Genomic DNA, 17,845 nt, shown 5'->3' with positions numbered 1-17,845 from the left:
TCAGTCAGGAATGGGTCGTACGGGATCGGGATCGGTATCGGGCTCGGGGCCGGGACCGGGGCCGGGATCGAGACCGGGTGTGGGCGTGGGGGTCGGGTCCTGGCGGGCGTGGGCCTCGGCGATGGCGTGGGCGATGCGGCGGGCGTCGTGGGACAGCTCGCGGAACATGCCGCTGATCGGGTTGGTGTAGCCGGTGAAGTGGAGGCCCGGGCAGGAGGGGAGGGTGCGGGGGCCGTGGACGCGCGGGCGGCCACGGGTGTCGAGGAGGCCGAGATGGCCGACGAGGCCGTCCAGGCCGCGCCGGTAACCGGTGGCGGCGATGACGGCCTCCGGTTCGATCGCGTCGCCGTCCGCGAGGTGTACGACGCCGCCGTCGAAGGACGCCACGGCCGCCACCGGCCGTACCGCTCCACGCTGTACGGCGTCGATCAGCCCGACGTCCTGGACGGGGATCGCCCCTTCCAGGACCCGGCTGTACAGCCCGGTGTCCGGCATCGGCAGGCCGTGCGCCGACAGGTCCGGTACGGACAGGCGGCGCATCACCCGGGCCGCCCGGTCCACCGCGCGCGGGGGCAGGCGCCGTACGAGGATGCCCGTCGCCTGGGCGGGCCAGCCCGCCGTCGAGCGGCGCACGATGTGCGGGGCGGTGCGGACCGCCAGCCGCACCCGGGCCGCGCCGCCTTCCGCCAGGTCGACGGCGATCTCGGCTCCGGTGTTGCCGGTGCCGACGACCAGGACGTCCTTGCCCGCGTACGGGGCGGCGTTGCGGTAGTCGCCGGCGTGCAGGAGTTCACCCGGGTAGCTGTCGCGGCCGGGCCAGTCGGGGAGGTGCGGGGTGTGGTTGTAGCCGGTGGCGATCACGACCGTACGGGCGGCCGGCTCGCGCCCGCCGTTCGCGTGGAGCACCCACCCGCCGCCCGCCGCCCGGTCCACGCGCCGTACTTCGACGCCCGTGGCGACTTCGAGGTCGTGGTGCGCGGCGTACTGCTCCAGGTAGCGCACCACATCGTCGCGCGCGACCCACCGCCCGTAGGCGCGCGGGATGGGCAGGCCCGGCAGGCCGGAGAGGCGGCGCGTGGTGTGCAGTCGCAGACGGTCGTAATGGCCCCGCCAGGAAGCGCCCACCGCGTCGGCCTTTTCGAGGACGACGGCACGGATGCCGTAGGCACCGAGCGCGGCGGCCGTGGCGAGCCCGCCCGGCCCGCCCCCGACGACGTACACGGGCGGGACGGCGGCGGGCGGGACGGCGGAGACGGCCGCCGTCCCGGGCAAGGTGGCGCCGTCCGCCGGGGCGCTGCCCGCGCGGGAACGGGACGCGCGGGAACGGGACGCGGGGAAACGGGATGCGGAGGAGCTGGCGTGCGCTGCGTCGTCCGGCATGCCGGTGAGGGTAACCGCGTACGGCGCGCATGTCGCCGTACGGGGCACCGCCCGTGCCCGCCCCCTTGCGCATCCAGTCCAACGTCCATTGAACTGACGTACCGTCAGTACAGGGCGTCGGCAATCACCGTGCGCCGTGCACCGAGCTGAAGCGGGTGGTCCGGAGTGAGACCGAAGGCGGCATCCACATCCGAGCCCGGGGGAGCGGCGGCGCGGCCGCCCGCCGCGCCCAGGTCCGACCTGCCCGACGTCGACGTGTTCAGTCGCGTCTACTGGGACGCGGCGGCCCAGGGCCGCTTGTTGCTGCGCCGCTGCCGCGCCGACGGCTGTGGGGCGGCGCACCACTACCCGCGCGAGTTCTGCCCGCGTTGCTGGAGCGAAGACGTGGAGTGGGAGGAGGCGAGCGGCCGGGCCACGCTCTACACGTGGTCGGTGGTGCACCGTAACGACCTCCCGCCGTTCGGCGAGCGCGTCCCGTACGTGGCCGCGGTGGTGGACCTGGCCGAGGGCCCGCGGATGATGACGGAGGTCGTCGACTGCCCGGAGGCGGACCTGCGCATCGGCATGGCGTTACGGGTGCGCTTCCGTACCGCGGACGCTTCAGGCATTGCCGTCCCGGTATTTCGCCCTGCCTGAGCCCCACGCGGTGGGGAACTGCTCCCGTGGGGTGCCGTACGAGTTCTTCGGGACGTCCGTCGGGCGCCCGTGGATCGAAGTGCATGATGACGGGACCGCGTCGGGCGCCTACGGGTGCGAGGCGTTCCGGGTGAAAGCGCGGCCGGGGGCGGCCAAGCTGACTCTGGGAGGGAAGGCGGGCGGGCCTCCGGAATGGCCGGGCCCGCGGAAGAGCGCCCGGTGCGGTCCCGAAGTGACCGACTTCAGGAGGTGGTGGCCTATGAGGACGGACTCAAGGCTTTCCTCCAGGGCCCGCTGACGATCACCGAAAAATCCGCAGACGCCGACCCGGAGCCCGAGAAGCCGGAGAGCCGGCAGCCCGAGAGGCCGGAGACATCCGAGAAGCCGGAGACATTCGAGAGGCCGGAGACATTCGAGAGGCCGGAGACATCGATCGCGACGGCATGACGATACGTCGGGGCGACGCCCCCTACATCACCACCCTTTACCTCACCGGCACGCCACGCCCGTAGCCGCTCGCCCGCCCGGCCCGGAAAATCGCTGGCTCCCCGTGCCGGCCCCCGGCATGCTGGCGCGCGTGCTGATTCGAGAAGCGAACGCGGCCGACTGGCCCGCCGTCTGGCCGTTCTTCCGCGGCATCGTCGCGGCCGGCGAAACGTACACCTTCGCCCGCGACATGGACGAGGCGACCAGCCGTACGATGTGGATGCTCGCTCCGCCGAGCCGCACGGTCGTCGCCGTGGACGACGACGGTACGGTCCTCGGCACGGCCAAGATGAACGCCAACCACATGGGCGGCGCCGCGCACATCGCCGGCGCCTCCTTCATGGTCGATCCGGCCCACGGCGGCCGCGGTGTGGGCCGCGCGCTCGGTGAGTACGCCGTCGAGTGGGCCCGCGCGACGGGCTTCCGGGCCATGCAGTTCAACGCGGTGGTCGAGACCAACACCCGCGCCGTCGCCCTCTGGCAGTCCCTCGGCTTCGACATAGTGGCGACCCTCCCCGAGGGCTTCCTGCACCCCACCAAGGGCTACGTCGACCTGCACATCATGTACCAGCGGTTCTGACCACCGGCCGCCCCGAGCAGGGCGACATGAACGGCCCCAGGGGCCAGAGCCAACCCGCCGGCGTAGGAGTGCGCGGGCGGAGCCGGACCGGGCCTACGGCCAGAGGAGTTCGCGGATCCAGGCCCCGCCCTCGCGACGGTAGTTGATACGTACGTGCCGTCGGCGGGCGTCGCCCTGGAAGAACTCCACCTCGTCCGGGCACAGGACGTACAGCGTCCAGCTCGGTACGGGTGCGTCCGGTTCCTGCCGGGCCCGGTCCCAGGCGGCCTCCGAGGCGCGTTCGAGGTCCGCGTACGAGGCGAGGACTTCGCTCTGGCGGCCCACCAGCGCGGCGGCCAGGGCGCCCGTCGAGCGGCGGTGGAGGTCGGCCGCGCTCTCCTCCGGCCCCGCCTCGGTGACCCGGCCCCGGACGCGGACCTGGCGGCCGAGGCCCGCCCAGTAGAAGCCGAGGGCGGCGCGCGGGCGGGCGGCCAGTTCGCGGCCCTTGCGACTGCCGCGGTGGGTGGCGAAGTGCCAGCCGCGCTCGTCGGCGTCGTGCAGCATCAGGGTGCGGACGTCCGGGTCGCCGGACGCGTCCGCCGTCGCCAGCGTCATGGTGTGCGGCTCGGGCACGCCCGCCTCCGCGGCCTCCCGCAGCCACTGCCGGAAGAGCGGCAGCGGGTCGGCCGGGGCGTGCGCCGGGTCGGGGTCGACGGCGAGCAGCTCGTGGTCCCAGACGCGGAGGGAGCGGAGGAGCGCGTGGAAGCGTTCGTCGGAGTCCGGGCCGGTGCCCGCGCCCGCGCGCGCCCCCGCGCCCGTATCCGTACCCGTGCGCCTGGGCGCGTTCTCTGCCGGGTGTTCGACCATGGTCGGCAGCCTAGTCCGTAGGTCCGCCGCCCCGCAGAACCACAGGTCCGCGGGGCGGCGCCTGCCGTACTCCGGTCTAGCGACGGGTGACCGAGCGGATCCAGGCGAGTTGCTGGGAGACCTCTCCGGCCTGGGCGACCGTCTCCCGGTCCGAGCCGTTGAAGACGCCGAGGAGGGTTTCGGTGCCGTGCGCTCCGATGCTCATCACCGGGCCGCCGGAGTCGCCGCCGGCCGGAACCCCGGTCACCTTCTCCATGCAGAAGTCCGGGCCGCCCGGTGCCGTGTAGCCCTGGCAGCGGCGGTCGTCCGGCCGTACGACCCGCAGGTCGGACTGCTTGAGCACGGGGGACTGGCAGGCGTTCTCGTCATCGGTGCAGGTGGCGCCCCACCCGTACTGCCGCACGGTCTGGCCCACGCGGACACCGGCCGTGGCCAGGCGTGCCGTGGGGATCTTCATCTTCGGGACCTTGACGAGCATCATGTCGGCCTTCGCGCTGCCCACCCGCTTGCCGGGCAGCGGCCGGACCGTGGTGCCCTTGCGCATGTCGAGGTTGCCGACCCGGAAGGAGATCCGCTTGTCGGCGACCGGCTGCGCCTGCTCGTAGAAGCAGTGCGAGGCGGTGAGTATCCACTGGGGGGCGACGGCCGTCCCCGTGCACGTCGGCTGGCCGTCGATCAGCATGCGGACCGCCCACGGGCCGTACGTGCTCTTCGCCCCGCCGATGACGGCGGAGGCCGGGGCGGACCAGATCACCGAACCCGTCAGCAGCAGTGCGGCTGTCAACAGCAGCACCCGAACTCGACGCACCATGCGAACAACTCCTCCACCAGGCAGGGCCCTTACGGGTGGAGAGATGCCCCGTCGGGGCAAAAGGTTCCGGCTTACGCCGATGTGGGAGCCGGGGACGGGACCGGGCGACGGGTCCCGTACGGCTTGAGGGTGATCGCGTGGGCGCAGCGCTGTACGTCCTCGGCGAGCTTCTTCGCGAGGTAGTTCTTCCACGGCAGGTGGGGGAGCATCCGCAACATCGTGTGCCGGAAACGGATCGCCGCCCTGGTGGCGGGCAGCATCTGGGGCACGAACTTCTCCGCCATCCGCTGGTTCGCCGTGACGTACGGCCGCATCTCCGCCTCGTAGCGCGCGAAGGCCGTACGCGGGTCACCGCCCGCCGCCTCCAGCTCTCCGGCCAGTACGTACGCGCCGACCAGCGCCATCCCCGTACCCTGCCCCGACGCGGGCGACGCGCAGTGCGCGGCGTCGCCCAGCAGCACCACGCGCCCGCGCGACCAGCGGTCCATTTCGATAAGGTCGAGCCCGTCGAAGTAAAAGTCGGTGGCGGTGCGGGAGGCTTCGAGGAGGCGCGGCACCTGCCAGCCGACACCCTTGAAGGCAGCCGTCAGCAGTGCGCGTTGTCCGTCCGCGTCGCGGGGGTCGTAGTCCAGCCGGGGCGAGCGGAAGGAGAGCCATGCCTTGGCGCCGCCGGCGCCGGATTCACCGGACGCGCTGTACGTGCAGACGAGGCGGCCGGGCGTGAGGTGGTACACCTCCTCGCCCGTGGCCGTCAGTTCGTCCAGTTCGCCGGGCACGCTGAAAGCCGCGATGTACGCGCCGATGTGCCGCAGGTAGCGGGACTCGTCGCCGAAGGCGAGACGGCGGACGGTGGAGTGCAGGCCGTCCGCGCCGACGACGAGGTCGAAACGGCGCGGCGCCCCGCGTTCGAAAGTGACGTCGACCCCCGTGCCGTCGTCCGTGAGCGAACCGATCGAGTCGCCGAAGACGTACTCCACGTCGGCGCGCGTGCGGTCGTAGAGGATCTGGGTCAGGTCGCCGCGCATGACCTCGTCGTCACCGTCCACCCGGGCGCCGAAGATGTCGGCGGGCAGCGTGGCCACCCGCCGCCCGTCGTCGTTCACGTACGTGCCGGTCCGCATGTCCGTACTGGCGCGCCGGATCTCCGGCAGTACGCCCATCCGGTCCGCGACCTCGATCGCGACGCCGCGCAGGTCGACCTTGTAGCCGCTGGTCCGGAGTCCGGGCGCGCGCTCGACCACGGTGACGGCGTAGCCGTAGCGGTGCAGCCAGTACGCGAGGGCGGGGCCGCCGATGCCGGCGCCGGAGATGAGGGCGTGGGGACGGGATGTCGTCGAGGTCATGGCGTGACTATACGTTTGTCCTAGACGGTCGTCTATGACAAACGTATAGATGGCTGGTGTTCACGGTGCGTGCAGGGCCTGGTCCAGCCTGCGGCCCCGGCTGTCGGCCACGCGTACGGCGTCGCTCAGCGACTCGGTGAGGCGGTTGGTGATGAAGAGGAGTTCGGTGGGGGCGGGGGTTCGGGTTGGTTCAGCGTCGCGCGTGAGTGGTCCAACACCTCGATTGCGGTGCAAAGTTGCAACTCTTCCAGCCCGTCGGCCAGGTCCGTCACGGGACCGTGCCCGTCGCCGATCAGGTAGCAGGGCTTGCCGTCCAGACCGGCCCAGGGGAGGAGGCGTGGCTCTTGGGGGTGGTTTTCGGTCGTCATGGCTTCAATGGTCGGTGTGTGTGCGTAGCGTCACCAGCAGCAACGGACCTACAAGGACGAGTGTGGGGTGGTTGATCATGGTGGTGCAGGGCATGGAGCCGTCGCCCGCGCGTGTGCATGTCGGTGGGCTCATCAGCTCCTGGCGTCAGCGCGCGAGGATGACGCAGAAGGAACTGGCTCTCCAGACGCATGTATCGGTATCGCTGGAGGGCGCTTACGAGCGTGCGGAACGCATCCCGAGTGCGGGCTTCCTCATCGAGGCCGACCGGCTCACCGCTGCGGAGGGCGAACTGCAGTCGTGCATCGGTCTGATGGAGCAGGAATCGGGGCGGGACCAGTTTCTGGAGTGGAAGGCGCTGGAGCGGGAAGCCCTGAGCATGGAGGGGTACCAGAGCATGGTGCTGCCTGGACTGTTGCAGGCGCCCGAGTACGTGTGGGCCTTGTTTCAAACTCGGCTACCGGCGTACAGCAAGAGCGAAGTCGAGCGGCTGGTGGCGGAGCGACTGGAACGGAAATCCGCGCTCATTCGTGACCCGGCCCCCACGGTGAGCTTCGTGGTCGAGCAGTCGGTGTTCGAGCGGCCGCTCGGCGGCGCTGCGGCGTTCAAGAAGTGTTTGCTCCACGTCGTGCAGACGGTCCGCGAACTTGATCACGTCATGCTGCAGGTGATGCCCACGAACGTGACCGAGCACGCGGGGCTCAACGGGCCGTTGGATGTGGTGTTCTCCCCGGACGGGCGGTACAGCATCTTCATGGAAGGGCAGGCCAAGGGTAGGTTGCTGTCGAGGCCGGCTGAAGCACACCAGTACGTCCAGAGGATCGGTGCTCTCCGGTCGCAGGCCATGGACCCGCAGAAGTCACTGGAATTCGTCGAGAAACTGGCAAGGTGAGTGTGAACGCCGAACTGACCTGGTTCAAGAGCAGTCACAGCAACCCCGATGGTCAAACGTGTGTAGAAGTGGCCTACGCCTGGCGTAAGTCCAGCTACAGCAGCGAACAGTCCGCCGACACCAACTGTGTCGAGATCGCCGCAACCCCCACCACCATCCACATACGAGACTCCAAGAACACAACCGGCCCCGCCCTCTCCGTACCCCCCACCGCCTGGGCCGACTTCCTCCGGCTCATCTCGTAGCGCGGGACGCGTCGTACTCGATGACGCGTTCGTTCATGGCTTGCAGGTGGTTGTCCCAGGAGTAGACGCGCCGGAGGCTGTAGCCGCCCTTGCCGGCCGGTTCGCGGACGATCACGTCGTGGCCTGAGAGTTCGACGGACAGGGGTGTCACTCCGGCGTCCATGATCTGGGTTACCACCCCGTCCTTCGCGGTGAACCCCCACAAGAACAGAAACGTTTTCCCGGACTCGATGCCGAGCAGCAGCTCGTCCTTGCCGTCCCCGTTCAGGTCCCGGTACTGCGGCGCCAGTACGGGACACGGCTTCCGTCCGGCGGCCTGGCACTCCCTGATCTTCCTGTTGGTGCCGTCCTCGTCCAGCGCGCCGGTCATGGACGCGACCTTGGCCTGGGCGACGGCCAGCGCCGAGACCCGGCGCATGTCACCGGACGGCACGCGCGGCGCCGACTTCAGCGGCGACGGGCGCTCGGCGGAGTTGGGCTCGTACGTCTGCTCCGGCGCAGGTGTACGGCCGGGCCACAGCAGCGCGGGCGCCGACACCCCCGCCGTACGTCCCGCGCTTTTCGGCTCACCCGTCCCGTGGCACCCGCTGAGCAGCGCGCACGAGGAGGCCAGGGCGAGGGCCGCGGCCGGCAGGGAACGGAGCATCGGTACGTCATTTCCGGTCGGGCCTGAAGGGCGACGGCGGGCGGGGGCCACACCGCACATGATGTTGTCTGCCCTTTGTTGCGGCAATTCGGCGGCGGCGTAACGGCACGCCGTAGACGAAGGTGCAGTGGTGTTACGGCCTGGGAGCCCGGCCGGGAATGCGCCCCGGATGTAGGACACGCCCTGTCCGCCATGCCGCCTAACGTCTTCCTCATCGGCCAGCGCGGCCACCCGGCCGCCCGCCCCGTACCGTGAGGAGCACGTCATGAGCCGTGTCACCGGCCATCAGCCCGACGGAACGCCCACCTGGATCGAGCTGACCGTTCCCGAGCTCGACCGCGCCATGGACTTCTACGGGGCGCTGTTCGGCTGGACGTACGAGACGGAGACCATGGAGGGCGGGCGGTACGCCGTCGCCCTCGTCGGCGGGCAGCGCGCCGCGGGGCTGATGGAGCGGTCCGACGCGGCGGGCGGTGCCTGGACGATGTACATGGCGGTCGACGACTGCGACGGCACGGCCAAGCGGATCACCGACGCGGGCGGCCGGGTGCTGTGGGGGCCGGTGGACATCCGGGACCACGGGCGGGCCGCGATCGCCGAGGACACCGTGGGGGCCCAGTTCGGGCTCTGGCAGGGGCGTGCCCACGTCGGCTGCGAGATCGTCAACGAGCCCAACTCCCTCGTACGCAACGACCTGGTGGCGCCGGTCGCCGATGCCGCCCGGGCCCGCGACTTCTACGCGGCGGTCTTCGCCTACACGCTGGACGGCAACCCGGACATGGCGGGCGTCGACTTCACGTTCCTGCGCCGCCCGGACGGGCACGAGATCGGCGGCATCATGGGCGACGCGTCCGCCGGGGCGGCGGGCTGGGGGACGTTGTTCGAGGTGGCGGACACGGACGCGGCGGTGGCGCGGGCGGTCGCGGCCGGCGGGACGGCGACCGAGCCGGAGGACACGGTGTACGTACGGCAGGCGCGGGTGACGGACCCGTTCGGCACGGAGTTCGTGATCGGCGCGCGGCCGATGGCGTGAAGCCGTGATGCCCGGCGGCCGGATCGCTGGTGATCCGACCGCCGGGCACGCGTGGACGCGCCGGGTGTCAGCCGCGCTCGGCGGTGGCGCGGCGGCGGCCCGCGACCACCAGGCCCGCGCCCGCGGTCATGGCGATGGCGGCGCCGCCGACGGCCCACGGGGTGGCGGGGCTGACGCCGGTCGCGGCGAGAGAGGCGCCGGTGCCGGTGCCGGTGCCGGTGCCGCTGTCGCTGCCGGTGGACGTGACGGCGGTGCCGGAGGCCGAGCCGGAGCCGGTGGCGCCGTGGCCGCCCGCCGACTTGGCGTCGACGGCGGGCGTGACGTTCTTGCCGCCGCCCTCGACGGCCTTGTCCCCGGCGCCCTTTTCCTGCGCCGCCTTTTCCTTCGACACCTTCTCCTTGGCGGCCTTCTCCTTGGCCGCCTTGTCCTTCGCGGCCTTCTCCTCTTCCGCCTTCTTGGCGGCGGCCTCGTCCTTGGCGCGGGCCTCGTACTGGCCGACGTCGAGGAAGTGCTGAAGAGCCTCGGGCCCGCCCCACAGCGCCTCATCGGCGGCGGCTCTGACGGCGGGGCCGCCGACGCTGAGAATCTGCGCCGCGCGCACCCTGTTGTCTCCTTCGATGGCCAGGCTCAGGCCCTTCTCCAGGAACCGCACCCGGTCCTGCGGGGTGCCGTCGAGAGCCTTGTTCGCCGCTTCGCGGACATGGGAGCCGACGCTCTTGCCCGCCATGCTCCGCACGATCGCCACCTTGTTGTCCTCGTCGCGGGCCTCGTACTGCCCCGTCTCCAGGAACCGGCGCAGACCTTCGCGCGGGCCGATGAGCGCCTTCCTGGCCTCCCGGGCCAGCGCGCGGCCGGGGTTTCCGTCCAGCATCCGCGCGACCGCGAGCAGGTCCTCCTTCATGCGCGCCAGGTCCGCCGGCTTCTTCGCGGACTCGTCCGGCTTCGCCTCCGCTCCGTGGTCCGGCGCGGAGTTGGCGGCGGCCGGTGCCTCGGCGGCGAGCGCCGGGGAGGCGAACAGTACGGCGGGCGCGACGGCGGCGGCCGCGAGGAAAGCCGTCAGGCGGGCCTGCTTCTTCATCTCTTGCACCAACATTTCCGGTAATGATCAAAAAATAACCTTCACAGGGTAAGGCGTGCCCAGGATTAGCGTGACCGGCATGGAGACTCCACAAGAACGCCGCAGTCGGCTGCTCCTGGGCGGCCGTAGCCTCTCGTATCTCGATTTCGGCCCTGCCGACGGAAAACCGCTCCTCGCCCTGCACGGGCATTTCTCCGAAGGCCGCGCATTCGCCGGACTCGCCGCCGAACTCGCCCCGGAATGGCGGGTGATCGCCCCCGACCAGGGCGGCCATGGCGAGTCGGACCGTACCCCGGACCATTCCCGCGAGGCGTACGTCGCCGACGCGCTCGCCCTCCTCGACCACCTCGGCCTGGCGTCCGCCGTGGTGCTCGGGCACTCCATGGGCGGCAAGAACGCGTACCACCTCGCGGCCCGGCACCCGGAGCGGGTCCGCGCGCTGATCAATGTGGACGACCCGGTCGTCATCGCCGACACCGGCCCGAGCGGCATCGCCTTCTGCCTCGGCTGGCCGCGGCAGGCGCCGACCCGTGAGGAACTGCTCGACGGCCTCGGCCCGGCGGCGCCACTGGTCGCCCCGTGGCTGCGGCAGCAGGGCGACGGCAGTTGGCGGCTGCCGTTCGTGCCGGAGGACATCGTCGAGTCCGACCTCGGCGTGCGCGGTGACCACTGGCCGGTCTGGCTGGGCAGCGACTGCCCGGCCCTGCTCGTGCATGGCCGTACGAGCTTCCTGGTGACGCCGGAGCTGGCCCGGGAGATGGCCGAGCGCCGTCCGCACACCCGCCGGGTCGAACTGGACGCCGGGCACTTCATCCCGACCGAGGACCCGGAGGGGCTGGTCAGGGCCGTACGGGAGTTTCTCGGCACGGTGGGGTGCGGGGAGACGGGTGCGGGGTCGCCGGGTGCGGGGCCATAGTGGACAGAGGGGAGGAACTATCCATAAGGTAAAGAAATGGCAAACTTCGTTGAATGCATAACCGATCCGGACGCCGCCGGTGAGCTGTGGTGCGGAGACCGCACGGTCGCCGTGCTCGCTGCCCGCCCCCAGGGAGCTGCCGAAGGCGTCGAAGGTGTCGAGGGTTCGGTCGCGCTGCTGGACCTGGGCGCCGACGACCCCGCCCTGCGCTTCGTCGCCGTCCTCGACTGCGCGGAGGACGCGATCCTGGTGCCCTTGTTGCAGGGGGCGGCCGACGAGGCCCGCAAGGCGGGCGGCTCGGCGCTGCGGTGGATCACGGAGGAGGACACGAGCCCCGGCAAGGCCGCGGTGGAGCTGGGCGCCCTCGAAAGCGGCGAGGTCTACCGCTGGTGGCGGCGCGACCTGCCGGCCGGTGTCCCCGTACGGGACGCGGCCGTACGGCAGCTCCCCTCCGAGGAGGAGGGCGTCGCGTTCCGTATCGGTACGGACGAGGCCTGGTACGACGTCGAGCTGGACGACGACCGCGCCCGCCTGGTCCACGACCGCGAAGCCGACAGCACCGCCGACGCACTCACCGCCCTCACCTCGGCGGCCCTCCACGCACTCGACACCGACCACCCCGGCCTGCGCGGCGCGGAGGTCAACGCGGCCCCCGACGACGAGGATCTCCACGCCGCGCTGCGCCGGTTGGGCTTCGAGGCGACGACCTCGCGTGCCGTGGAGTACACGCTGGCGCTCACGTAGGGCGGGGCGCCGAGCGACACCGGACGAATGGCGAGCGCGTCGAGCGACGCCGGACGAATGGCGAGCGAGACGTACGGCCCGCGCTTCATCGACTGGTCGCGGGTGATACCGCCCCACGAGCTGGAGCTTTCGTACCCGAGCCGGGCCGAGCCCGGCCAGGTCTGACGGATTCGCGCGCCCGAGGCCCCTACCCCCGCCCCAGCACCACCGTCCCCGACGAGCAGAACCAGCCGCCCGTCCCCGAGGCCACCGCCAGCCGCGGGAGGGTGCCGTCGGGGCGGTGTACCTGGCGGTCCTCGCCTGCCTCGCCGCGTAGTTGGCGTACTGCTTCGACCAGGAGGAACAGGCCGCGCATGCCGGGGTGGCAGGCGGCCAGGCCGCCGCCGTCGGTGTTGACGGGGAGGGCGCCGTCGCGCAGCAGGCGGCCCTTTTCCACGAACGTGCCGCCCTCGCCCTTGGCGCAGAAGCCGAGGTCTTCGAGCGTCACCAGCGTCATGTAGGTGAAGGCGTCGTAGATCTCGGCCACGTCGACCTCCGACGGGCGTACCCCGGCCCGTTCGAAGGCGAGGCGGCCGGAGACGGCGGCGGGGGAGACGGTGAAGTCGTCCCACTCGGACATCGCGGCGTGCGACACGGCGGTGCCCGTGCCCAGGACGTGGACGGGCGGCCTGGCCAGGCCGCGTACGTACTCCTCGGCGGCCAGGAGGACCGCGCAGCCCCCGTCGGAGCGCACGCAGCAGTGGAGCTTGGTGAAGGGGTCGGCGATCAGCGGGCCGGACAGCACGTCATCGACGGTGACGGGGTCCCGGTACATCGCGTCGGGGTTCGTGGCCGCGTTGGCCCGCGCCTGGACGGCGACCTCGGCGAGCTGGGCGAGCGTCGTGCCGTACTGGTGCATGTGACGGCGCGCGGCCATGGCGTACTTGGCGACGAGGGTGTGGCCGTACGGCACCTCGTACTGGAGCGGGCCGCGGGCGCCGAAGGAGAGGTTGGCTGTGCGGCGGCCGGCCTTGAGGTCGGCGCGCGCCGTGGACCCGTACACCAGCAGGACCGCGCGCGCCTGCCCGGCCGCGATGGCGTCCGCGGCGTGCGCGGCCATCACCTCCCAGGTGGCGCCGCCCACCGAGGTGGAGTCGGCCCAGGTGGGACGCAGCCCCAGGTACTCGGCGACCTCCACGGGCGCGAGGGTGCCGAGCCCGGCCGAGGCGAAGCCGTCGACCAGGGAGCGGTCGAGCCCGGAGTCGGCCAGCGCGCGGCGGGCGGCCTGGGCGTGGAGGGCGTACGGGGTGGCGCCGTCCATGCGCCCGCAGTCGGAGAGGGCGACACCGGCGACGACTACCTTGCGGGGGGATGCGGCGGTACTCCCTGGCGGCAGCGGCATGAACCTGACGGTACATCAGGTGGTGGGCGGGGAGGGAGGGTGTGGCGGCCGGGTGAGATGTGTGCGTGAGGCTGGGAAAAGTGGTGCTGCGTACCTAACATGACGGCCCGTCAGGTCGTTGTACGGCCGTGACCGGGAGGAGTCCGCCGATGGATGCCGCGTTCACCGAGGAGCAGGACGAGATCCGCCGCACGCTGCGCGAACTGCTCCACAAGCGCTGCGGCCCCGACGACCTCCGGGCCGCCGTCCGCACCCCCGAGGGATACGACACCGGCCTGTGGCGGCAGCTCGCGCAGCAGCTGGGATTGCCGGGGCTGGCGCTGCCCACCGCGTACGGCGGCGTCGGCTGCGGGCCCACCGAGCTGGCGCTGGCCTGCGAGGAGACCGGACGGGTGCTGCTGCCCTCACCGCTGCTGCCCACCGCCGCCCTCGTCGCGCCGCTGGTGCTGGCGCTGGGGACGGAGGCGCAGCGTGCGGAGCTGCTGCCCGCTCTGGCGGCGGGTGAGGTGACGGGGGCGCTCGCCGTACCGGGCGGCCAGCTGAGTACGGCCCTCGCGCTCACCGCCCGTAACGGCGGGGACTGGGCGGGCGGCGGCCGGGCCGGTGGCATCCAGGCGCGGGAGTGCGGAGGGGAGCCCGGGGCGCCGGGGGAGTGGCGGCTGTACGGGGAGGCCGCGCAGGTGCTGGGCGGGCACAGTGCGGGGCTGCTCCTGGTGGCCGCGCACGCGGGCGGTTACGCGCGCAGCCGGACGCTGCTGTTCGTCGTACGGGGGGACGCGCCCGGTGTGGTGCGGGTGCGGCAGACGGCGATGGATGAGACCCGGGCGCTGGGGGCCGTCCAACTGCGCAATGTAGGCGCATCGTTGCTTGGAGCGGAGGGTGCGGAGGGCGTGGGCGGGGCGAATGGGCGGGTGGAGCGCGCGCTCGCGCGGGCGGGTGCCGGGGTCGCGGCGGCACTGGCCGCCGAGGCGGTCGGGGCGGCGGGGGCGGCGCTGGAGCGGACCGTCGAGTACGTCAAGGTGCGGGAACAGTTCGGCCGGCCCATCGGGTCCTTCCAGGCCGTCCAGCACCGGCTGGCGGACCTCTACGTACAGGTGCAGGCCGCCCGGTCCGCGGCCTGCTACGCGGCGTGGGCGGTGGGCGGCGGGGCACCGGGCGGGCCGGCGGAGGACGCCGAGCCCGGCGCCCCCGGCCTCGCGCTCGCGCACGCCCTGGAGACGCTGCGCGCGGTGGCCGGGGAGGCCATCCAGCTGCACGGCGGCATCGGCTTCACCTGGGAGCACGACGCCCACCTCTTCTTCAAGCGCGCGGCCTGCGACGAGCTGCTGTTCGGCCCCGTGCACCGACTGCGGGCGCATGCCGCCGAGACGGCGGGAGTGTTCGGGGGCAGTGGGGGCAGTGAAGGCAGTGGGGACACCGGGGGCGGCGGCGGGATGCGGGCGGAGGTGCCGGCGTGAGGGCGTCAGGTGGCTCGGGAGCGTACGACGGATCGGGATCGCCCGGCGGCTCGGGAGCGTCCGCCCGGGTGAAGGCGTCCGGCAGGCGGGTGGTGCAGAGGGTGTCCGCGACGCGTGGCTTCGCGCGGGTGGCGCCGTACGTCGTCCCCGCCCTGGACCGTGCGGTGCACCGGCTCACCAGGGGCAAGGTACTGCTGAGCGCGCGGATGCTGCCCGGGGCGGTCCTGACGGCGGCGGGCGCCCGGACCGGCCTGCCGCGGCGGACGCCGCTGGCGTGCCTGCCCGAGGAGGGCGGGACGTGGCTGCTGGCCGGCAGCAACTTCGGCCGTCCCGGGCACCCGGCCTGGACGGCCAACCTGCTGAAGAACCCGGAGGCCGAGATTAGTTGGCGGGGCCGGGACGTCCCCGTACGGGCCCGGCTGCTGACCGGTGCGGAGCGGGCGCGGGCGTGGGACGCGGTGGTCGCGTGCTGGCCGCCGTACGCCGCGTACCAGGCGCGGGTCACCCGGGAGATCCGGCTCTTCCGGCTGGAACCGCGCTGAGCGTACGGGCGTCCGGGGTGCGACCTGGGGTGCGGCCCGGGGGCCGATCCGGGAACGGCGCGCGGCGGGGCCCGTCCGCAGACGCGCACAGCGGGTGCCGGCCGGCCCCGAGGGGCGGACAACACCCGCTGTGACGTACAGCTATGGCAGGACGAGCGCGAACGAGAACCGTTCCGTGGGCTGTTTCGTGAGGTATTCCCGAGCTGTGTCGTGGGGCGGAACGTGAAGGGTGAAACAGGGGCGGTACGCGGCGGTGAAACGTGGCGTGAGCCGTGCGCCGCGGAATGAGCCCCGGGTTATTTGGTGGGCTTTTTACCGGTGACGCCCAGGTGCACCAGGAGTGCCAGGTTCGGCTTCAATTCCTGCTGTTTGACACCCCAGCTCGTGAAGCCCTTCTGATGGGCGGCGACCGCCGCCAGCATGGCGACGAGCGAACCGGCCATCGCGGCCGCGCTGATGTCCTTGTCCACCTTGCCCTTGGACTGGAGCTCCTTGATGGAGTCCGTAAGGGAGTTGGTGACGGCATTCAGGATCTTCATGCGGATCTTGTAGAACCGTTTGTCGCCCTCGGCGGCCCCGAGGTCCACGACGCGCAGGATCGCGTCGTTCCGGCGCCAGAAGGAGAGGAATCCCTCGACGAGTTCCTCGGCCGCCTGCCGGCCCGATCTGCCCACCCAGGAGCGCCCGGCCACCAGGTCGGTCAGGCTCGCGCCTTCCTTGGCCATCTCCTCGGCGATTTCCAGTACCGCGCCCTCGACGTCGGGGAAGTACTGATAGAACGTCGCGGGCGAAGTGCCCGCTTTGCGGGCCACATCGATGACCTTGACGTCTCGATACGGGGACGAACTGAGCATGTCGCTGAGGCAGTCGAGCAGCTTCTGCCGGGTCGCCTGTCCACGGCGCCCGGCGACTCTGCCGTCGACGGTCCGAACTTGTCCTGTCATGCCGTCAGCTTACCGAGGGGTGATCGGAGCGCGATTTGGCTGCCTGCAAATGGGGATGCGGGAGTTCGGCCGTATCGGTCCTGGCCGGGCCCCTGCGCGGAGCGGCCGGGGCGGTCCGGAGCGGGCCCGGAGGGCGGCTTGGCCCGAACAAGTGAATCGTATTGTCAACAGGCTGTGGACAACTTTTCCGGACCGGTGGACAGGGTTCCGGCGGGGATGCGCGGTCACGCCGTACGTCATTGCGGACGCGGAACGGATCACTGCCGGACGCCGGGGAATGTCCGGTAAGGAACGTGATCGCGGAGAATTGGCAGAATGTTCGATTACTCTCCGGGCGCGATGCAAGATCCAGGGCTAGTTTGGCCCCATGACTGCATTCGCGGCGGGCGTCCCGTGCTGGGCCGATGTCATGCTGCCGGACCTGGAGGCGGGCAAGAGATTCTACGGAGAGCTGTTCGGCTGGACCTTCTCCGGCAGTGCTCCCGAGTCCGGCCGCTACACCGCGGCGTACAAGGACGGCAGGGCGGCCGCCGGCCTGATGGCCAAGCAGGACGGCCGGATGCCCACCGCGTGGAACATCTACTTCGCGACCCCGGACGCCGCCCGGACCAGCGCGCGGATCCTGCGGGCGGGCGGCCGGATCGTCACGGAGGCCATGCCCGTCGGTGACTTGGGCACCCTGCTGGTCGCCGCCGACCCCACCGGCGCGGTCTTCAGCATCTGGCAGGCCGGCACCCATCAGGGCTTCGGCGTGCAGCGCGAATCCGGCGCGTACGTCTGGACGAGCCTGAGCACCCGCGACCCGGAGCGGGCCGACACCTTCTACGAAGAGGTCTTCGGCTTCGAGAGCGTCGCCGACAGCCCGGCGGCGGACGAGCGCTTCCGGCCCTGGCGGCTGCCCGGCCAGGACCGCGAGGTCGGCGGCCGGATCCGGATGGACGACCGCGCGCCCGCCGCGATGCCGCCGCACTTCACCGTCTGCTTCCTCGTCCCCGAAATGGACGACGCCGTACGGATCACCACCCGGCTGGGCGGCCGGATCACGGTCGAACCGGTCGGTACGCCGGGCGGGCCGTTCGCGGTGCTCACCGACGACCAGGGCGCCGGCTTCGGCATCATGGCCCCGAAGTAGCGCCTCACGGACCACAATTGGGGCCGGTGGCAGCTCCCGCTGCCGGGCCGCGGACGGCGCGGCCCGGCAGCGGGCCTGTGCGAGGGGCCCGTGGGGGGCGGCGCGACGACCTGGAGTACGGCACAGTGGGTACGGCCGCGCGCGGGGAGAGAACGGGGACGGGACAGCATGACCAGGACGGACAGCAGACCGGACGGACGGCTTCCGGTGCTTGCGGGGTGGGGTACGGGACTGCTCATACCGGAGTTCGGCGGACGTACCGCGTGTACCCGACGTACCAGGCCGTTTTGGGGCGCCGATCCGGCCCGGTGCCGGTTTCGGACGGTGTGACGGCGCGGCGGCACCACGTCCCGGCGCGATCCGGTCGTACGGTGTTCGACAGCTCGC

General features: G+C 72.0%; 20 protein-coding genes. 11 read left to right on the top strand and 9 right to left on the bottom strand.

The features are described 5' to 3' along the window. Entirely contained in the window at positions 1-1,380 is a 1,380-nt protein-coding gene (locus ACEXOX_RS21730; RefSeq protein ID WP_406522661.1) for a flavin-containing monooxygenase, read from the bottom strand. 255 nt (positions 1,381-1,635) lie between these two features. Here ACEXOX_RS21730 and ACEXOX_RS21725 point away from each other — a divergent pair, with 255 nt between their 5' ends. The 3 genes from ACEXOX_RS21725 (at position 1,636) to ACEXOX_RS21715 (ending at position 3,082) form a co-directional block, all read left to right on the top strand. Continuing rightward, positions 1,636-2,016 carry a Zn-ribbon domain-containing OB-fold protein gene (locus tag ACEXOX_RS21725; RefSeq protein WP_406522660.1) on the top strand — a complete coding sequence of 127 codons (381 nt, stop codon included), beginning with the start codon at positions 1,636-1,638 and terminating at the stop codon, positions 2,014-2,016. 252 nt (positions 2,017-2,268) lie between these two features. Further along, positions 2,269-2,463 (top strand): hypothetical protein, encoded by a 195-nt coding sequence (locus ACEXOX_RS21720; protein WP_406522658.1) that lies wholly within the window; start codon positions 2,269-2,271, stop codon positions 2,461-2,463. A 118-nt stretch (positions 2,464-2,581) separates the two neighbouring features. Beyond that, positions 2,582-3,082: a GNAT family N-acetyltransferase gene (locus ACEXOX_RS21715; protein ID WP_406522657.1), complete on the top strand. Its 501-nt coding sequence runs from the start codon at positions 2,582-2,584 to the stop codon at positions 3,080-3,082. A gap of 93 nt (positions 3,083-3,175) precedes the next feature. On the opposite strand, the gene ACEXOX_RS21710 is transcribed toward ACEXOX_RS21715, so the two are convergent. The 4 genes from ACEXOX_RS21710 to ACEXOX_RS21695 all read right to left on the bottom strand — a co-directional run bounded on the left by ACEXOX_RS21710 (position 3,176) and on the right by ACEXOX_RS21695 (position 6,450). After that, positions 3,176-3,928 carry a pyridoxal 5'-phosphate synthase gene (locus ACEXOX_RS21710; protein WP_406522655.1) on the bottom strand — a complete coding sequence of 251 codons (753 nt, stop codon included), beginning with the start codon at positions 3,926-3,928 and terminating at the stop codon, positions 3,176-3,178. A gap of 76 nt (positions 3,929-4,004) precedes the next feature. Then, positions 4,005-4,739, bottom strand: coding sequence for a S1 family peptidase (locus ACEXOX_RS21705; protein WP_406522654.1), 735 nt, complete (start codon positions 4,737-4,739; stop codon positions 4,005-4,007). A 71-nt stretch (positions 4,740-4,810) separates the two neighbouring features. After that, a complete protein-coding gene (locus ACEXOX_RS21700; protein ID WP_406522652.1) occupies positions 4,811-6,082 on the bottom strand; it encodes an FAD-dependent monooxygenase in 1,272 nt (423 codons plus the stop codon). Between the two features lie 125 nt (positions 6,083-6,207). Then, positions 6,208-6,450: a hypothetical protein gene (locus ACEXOX_RS21695; protein ID WP_406522650.1), complete on the bottom strand. Its 243-nt coding sequence runs from the start codon at positions 6,448-6,450 to the stop codon at positions 6,208-6,210. Positions 6,451-6,527: 77 nt separating this feature from the next. On the opposite strand from ACEXOX_RS21695, the gene ACEXOX_RS21690 reads away from it, so the two are divergent. Continuing rightward, positions 6,528-7,340: a helix-turn-helix domain-containing protein gene (locus ACEXOX_RS21690; protein WP_406522648.1), complete on the top strand. Its 813-nt coding sequence runs from the start codon at positions 6,528-6,530 to the stop codon at positions 7,338-7,340. Beyond that, a complete protein-coding gene (locus tag ACEXOX_RS21685; protein WP_406522646.1) occupies positions 7,337-7,585 on the top strand; it encodes a DUF397 domain-containing protein in 249 nt (82 codons plus the stop codon). Before ACEXOX_RS21690 ends, ACEXOX_RS21685 begins: the two co-directional genes overlap by 4 nt. Here the strand turns inward: ACEXOX_RS21685 and ACEXOX_RS21680 are convergent. Beyond that, a complete protein-coding gene (locus ACEXOX_RS21680; RefSeq protein ID WP_406522645.1) occupies positions 7,575-8,231 on the bottom strand; it encodes a hypothetical protein in 657 nt (218 codons plus the stop codon). The two genes, ACEXOX_RS21685 and ACEXOX_RS21680, sit on opposite strands and share 11 nt — an antisense overlap. Before the next feature lie 265 nt (positions 8,232-8,496). On the opposite strand from ACEXOX_RS21680, the gene ACEXOX_RS21675 reads away from it, so the two are divergent. Next, positions 8,497-9,264: a VOC family protein gene (locus tag ACEXOX_RS21675; protein WP_406522643.1), complete on the top strand. Its 768-nt coding sequence runs from the start codon at positions 8,497-8,499 to the stop codon at positions 9,262-9,264. Between the two features lie 67 nt (positions 9,265-9,331). Here ACEXOX_RS21675 and ACEXOX_RS21670 read toward each other — a convergent pair whose 3' ends face one another. Continuing rightward, positions 9,332-10,357, bottom strand: coding sequence for a hypothetical protein (locus tag ACEXOX_RS21670; protein WP_406522642.1), 1,026 nt, complete (start codon positions 10,355-10,357; stop codon positions 9,332-9,334). A gap of 64 nt (positions 10,358-10,421) precedes the next feature. Here ACEXOX_RS21670 and ACEXOX_RS21665 point away from each other — a divergent pair, with 64 nt between their 5' ends. Together ACEXOX_RS21665 and ACEXOX_RS21660 are read left to right on the top strand one after the other, a co-directional pair. After that, positions 10,422-11,258, top strand: coding sequence for an alpha/beta fold hydrolase (locus ACEXOX_RS21665; protein WP_406522640.1), 837 nt, complete (start codon positions 10,422-10,424; stop codon positions 11,256-11,258). A gap of 36 nt (positions 11,259-11,294) precedes the next feature. Next, positions 11,295-12,002, top strand: a complete 708-nt coding sequence (locus ACEXOX_RS21660; protein WP_406522639.1) for a hypothetical protein — start codon at positions 11,295-11,297, stop codon at positions 12,000-12,002. Between the two features lie 187 nt (positions 12,003-12,189). Here ACEXOX_RS21660 and ACEXOX_RS21655 read toward each other — a convergent pair whose 3' ends face one another. Continuing rightward, entirely contained in the window at positions 12,190-13,383 is a 1,194-nt protein-coding gene (locus tag ACEXOX_RS21655) for a thiolase C-terminal domain-containing protein (protein WP_406522637.1), read from the bottom strand. 149 nt (positions 13,384-13,532) lie between these two features. Between ACEXOX_RS21655 and ACEXOX_RS21650 the strand changes: the two genes are divergently transcribed. Further along, positions 13,533-14,840, top strand: coding sequence for an acyl-CoA dehydrogenase family protein (locus ACEXOX_RS21650; RefSeq protein ID WP_406522635.1), 1,308 nt, complete (start codon positions 13,533-13,535; stop codon positions 14,838-14,840). A 101-nt stretch (positions 14,841-14,941) separates the two neighbouring features. Then, entirely contained in the window at positions 14,942-15,382 is a 441-nt protein-coding gene (locus tag ACEXOX_RS21645; protein WP_406522634.1) for a nitroreductase/quinone reductase family protein, read from the top strand. Positions 15,383-15,678: 296 nt separating this feature from the next. On the opposite strand, the gene ACEXOX_RS21640 is transcribed toward ACEXOX_RS21645, so the two are convergent. Then, positions 15,679-16,326 (bottom strand): TetR family transcriptional regulator, encoded by a 648-nt coding sequence (locus tag ACEXOX_RS21640; RefSeq protein ID WP_030020049.1) that lies wholly within the window; start codon positions 16,324-16,326, stop codon positions 15,679-15,681. Between the two features lie 367 nt (positions 16,327-16,693). Here ACEXOX_RS21640 and ACEXOX_RS21635 point away from each other — a divergent pair, with 367 nt between their 5' ends. Beyond that, entirely contained in the window at positions 16,694-17,458 is a 765-nt protein-coding gene (locus ACEXOX_RS21635; RefSeq protein ID WP_406522632.1) for a VOC family protein, read from the top strand. The last annotated feature ends 387 nt before the right edge of the window (positions 17,459-17,845 follow it).

This window comes from Streptomyces sp. Ac-502 (genome assembly GCF_045222935.1).
Lineage (GTDB): Bacteria > Actinomycetota > Actinomycetes > Streptomycetales > Streptomycetaceae > Streptomyces > Streptomyces monomycini.
Note: the sequence above shows the minus strand (reverse complement) of the source record. Positions and strands in the feature narration are given on the sequence as shown.

Excerpts from the sequence above, each read along its gene's own strand:
- ACEXOX_RS21640 (WP_030020049.1), bottom strand. The coding sequence starts at position 16,326 with ATGACAGGACAAGTTCGGACCGTCGACGGCAGAGTCGCCGGGCGCCGT.
- ACEXOX_RS21680 (WP_406522645.1), bottom strand. The coding sequence starts at position 8,231 with ATGCTCCGTTCCCTGCCGGCCGCGGCCCTCGCCCTGGCCTCCTCGTGC.
- ACEXOX_RS21705 (WP_406522654.1), bottom strand. The coding sequence starts at position 4,739 with ATGGTGCGTCGAGTTCGGGTGCTGCTGTTGACAGCCGCACTGCTGCTG.
- ACEXOX_RS21650 (WP_406522635.1), top strand. The coding sequence starts at position 13,533 with ATGGATGCCGCGTTCACCGAGGAGCAGGACGAGATCCGCCGCACGCTG.
- ACEXOX_RS21730 (WP_406522661.1), bottom strand. The coding sequence starts at position 1,380 with ATGCCGGACGACGCAGCGCACGCCAGCTCCTCCGCATCCCGTTTCCCC.
- ACEXOX_RS21635 (WP_406522632.1), top strand. The coding sequence starts at position 16,694 with ATGACTGCATTCGCGGCGGGCGTCCCGTGCTGGGCCGATGTCATGCTG.
- ACEXOX_RS21710 (WP_406522655.1), bottom strand. The coding sequence starts at position 3,928 with ATGGTCGAACACCCGGCAGAGAACGCGCCCAGGCGCACGGGTACGGAT.
- ACEXOX_RS21670 (WP_406522642.1), bottom strand. The coding sequence starts at position 10,357 with ATGTTGGTGCAAGAGATGAAGAAGCAGGCCCGCCTGACGGCTTTCCTC.
- ACEXOX_RS21695 (WP_406522650.1), bottom strand. The coding sequence starts at position 6,450 with ATGACGACCGAAAACCACCCCCAAGAGCCACGCCTCCTCCCCTGGGCC.
- ACEXOX_RS21690 (WP_406522648.1), top strand. The coding sequence starts at position 6,528 with ATGGTGGTGCAGGGCATGGAGCCGTCGCCCGCGCGTGTGCATGTCGGT.
- ACEXOX_RS21700 (WP_406522652.1), bottom strand. The coding sequence starts at position 6,082 with ATGACCTCGACGACATCCCGTCCCCACGCCCTCATCTCCGGCGCCGGC.
- ACEXOX_RS21675 (WP_406522643.1), top strand. The coding sequence starts at position 8,497 with ATGAGCCGTGTCACCGGCCATCAGCCCGACGGAACGCCCACCTGGATC.
- ACEXOX_RS21665 (WP_406522640.1), top strand. The coding sequence starts at position 10,422 with ATGGAGACTCCACAAGAACGCCGCAGTCGGCTGCTCCTGGGCGGCCGT.
- ACEXOX_RS21715 (WP_406522657.1), top strand. The coding sequence starts at position 2,582 with ATGCTGGCGCGCGTGCTGATTCGAGAAGCGAACGCGGCCGACTGGCCC.
- ACEXOX_RS21655 (WP_406522637.1), bottom strand. The coding sequence starts at position 13,383 with ATGCCGCTGCCGCCAGGGAGTACCGCCGCATCCCCCCGCAAGGTAGTC.
- ACEXOX_RS21660 (WP_406522639.1), top strand. The coding sequence starts at position 11,295 with ATGGCAAACTTCGTTGAATGCATAACCGATCCGGACGCCGCCGGTGAG.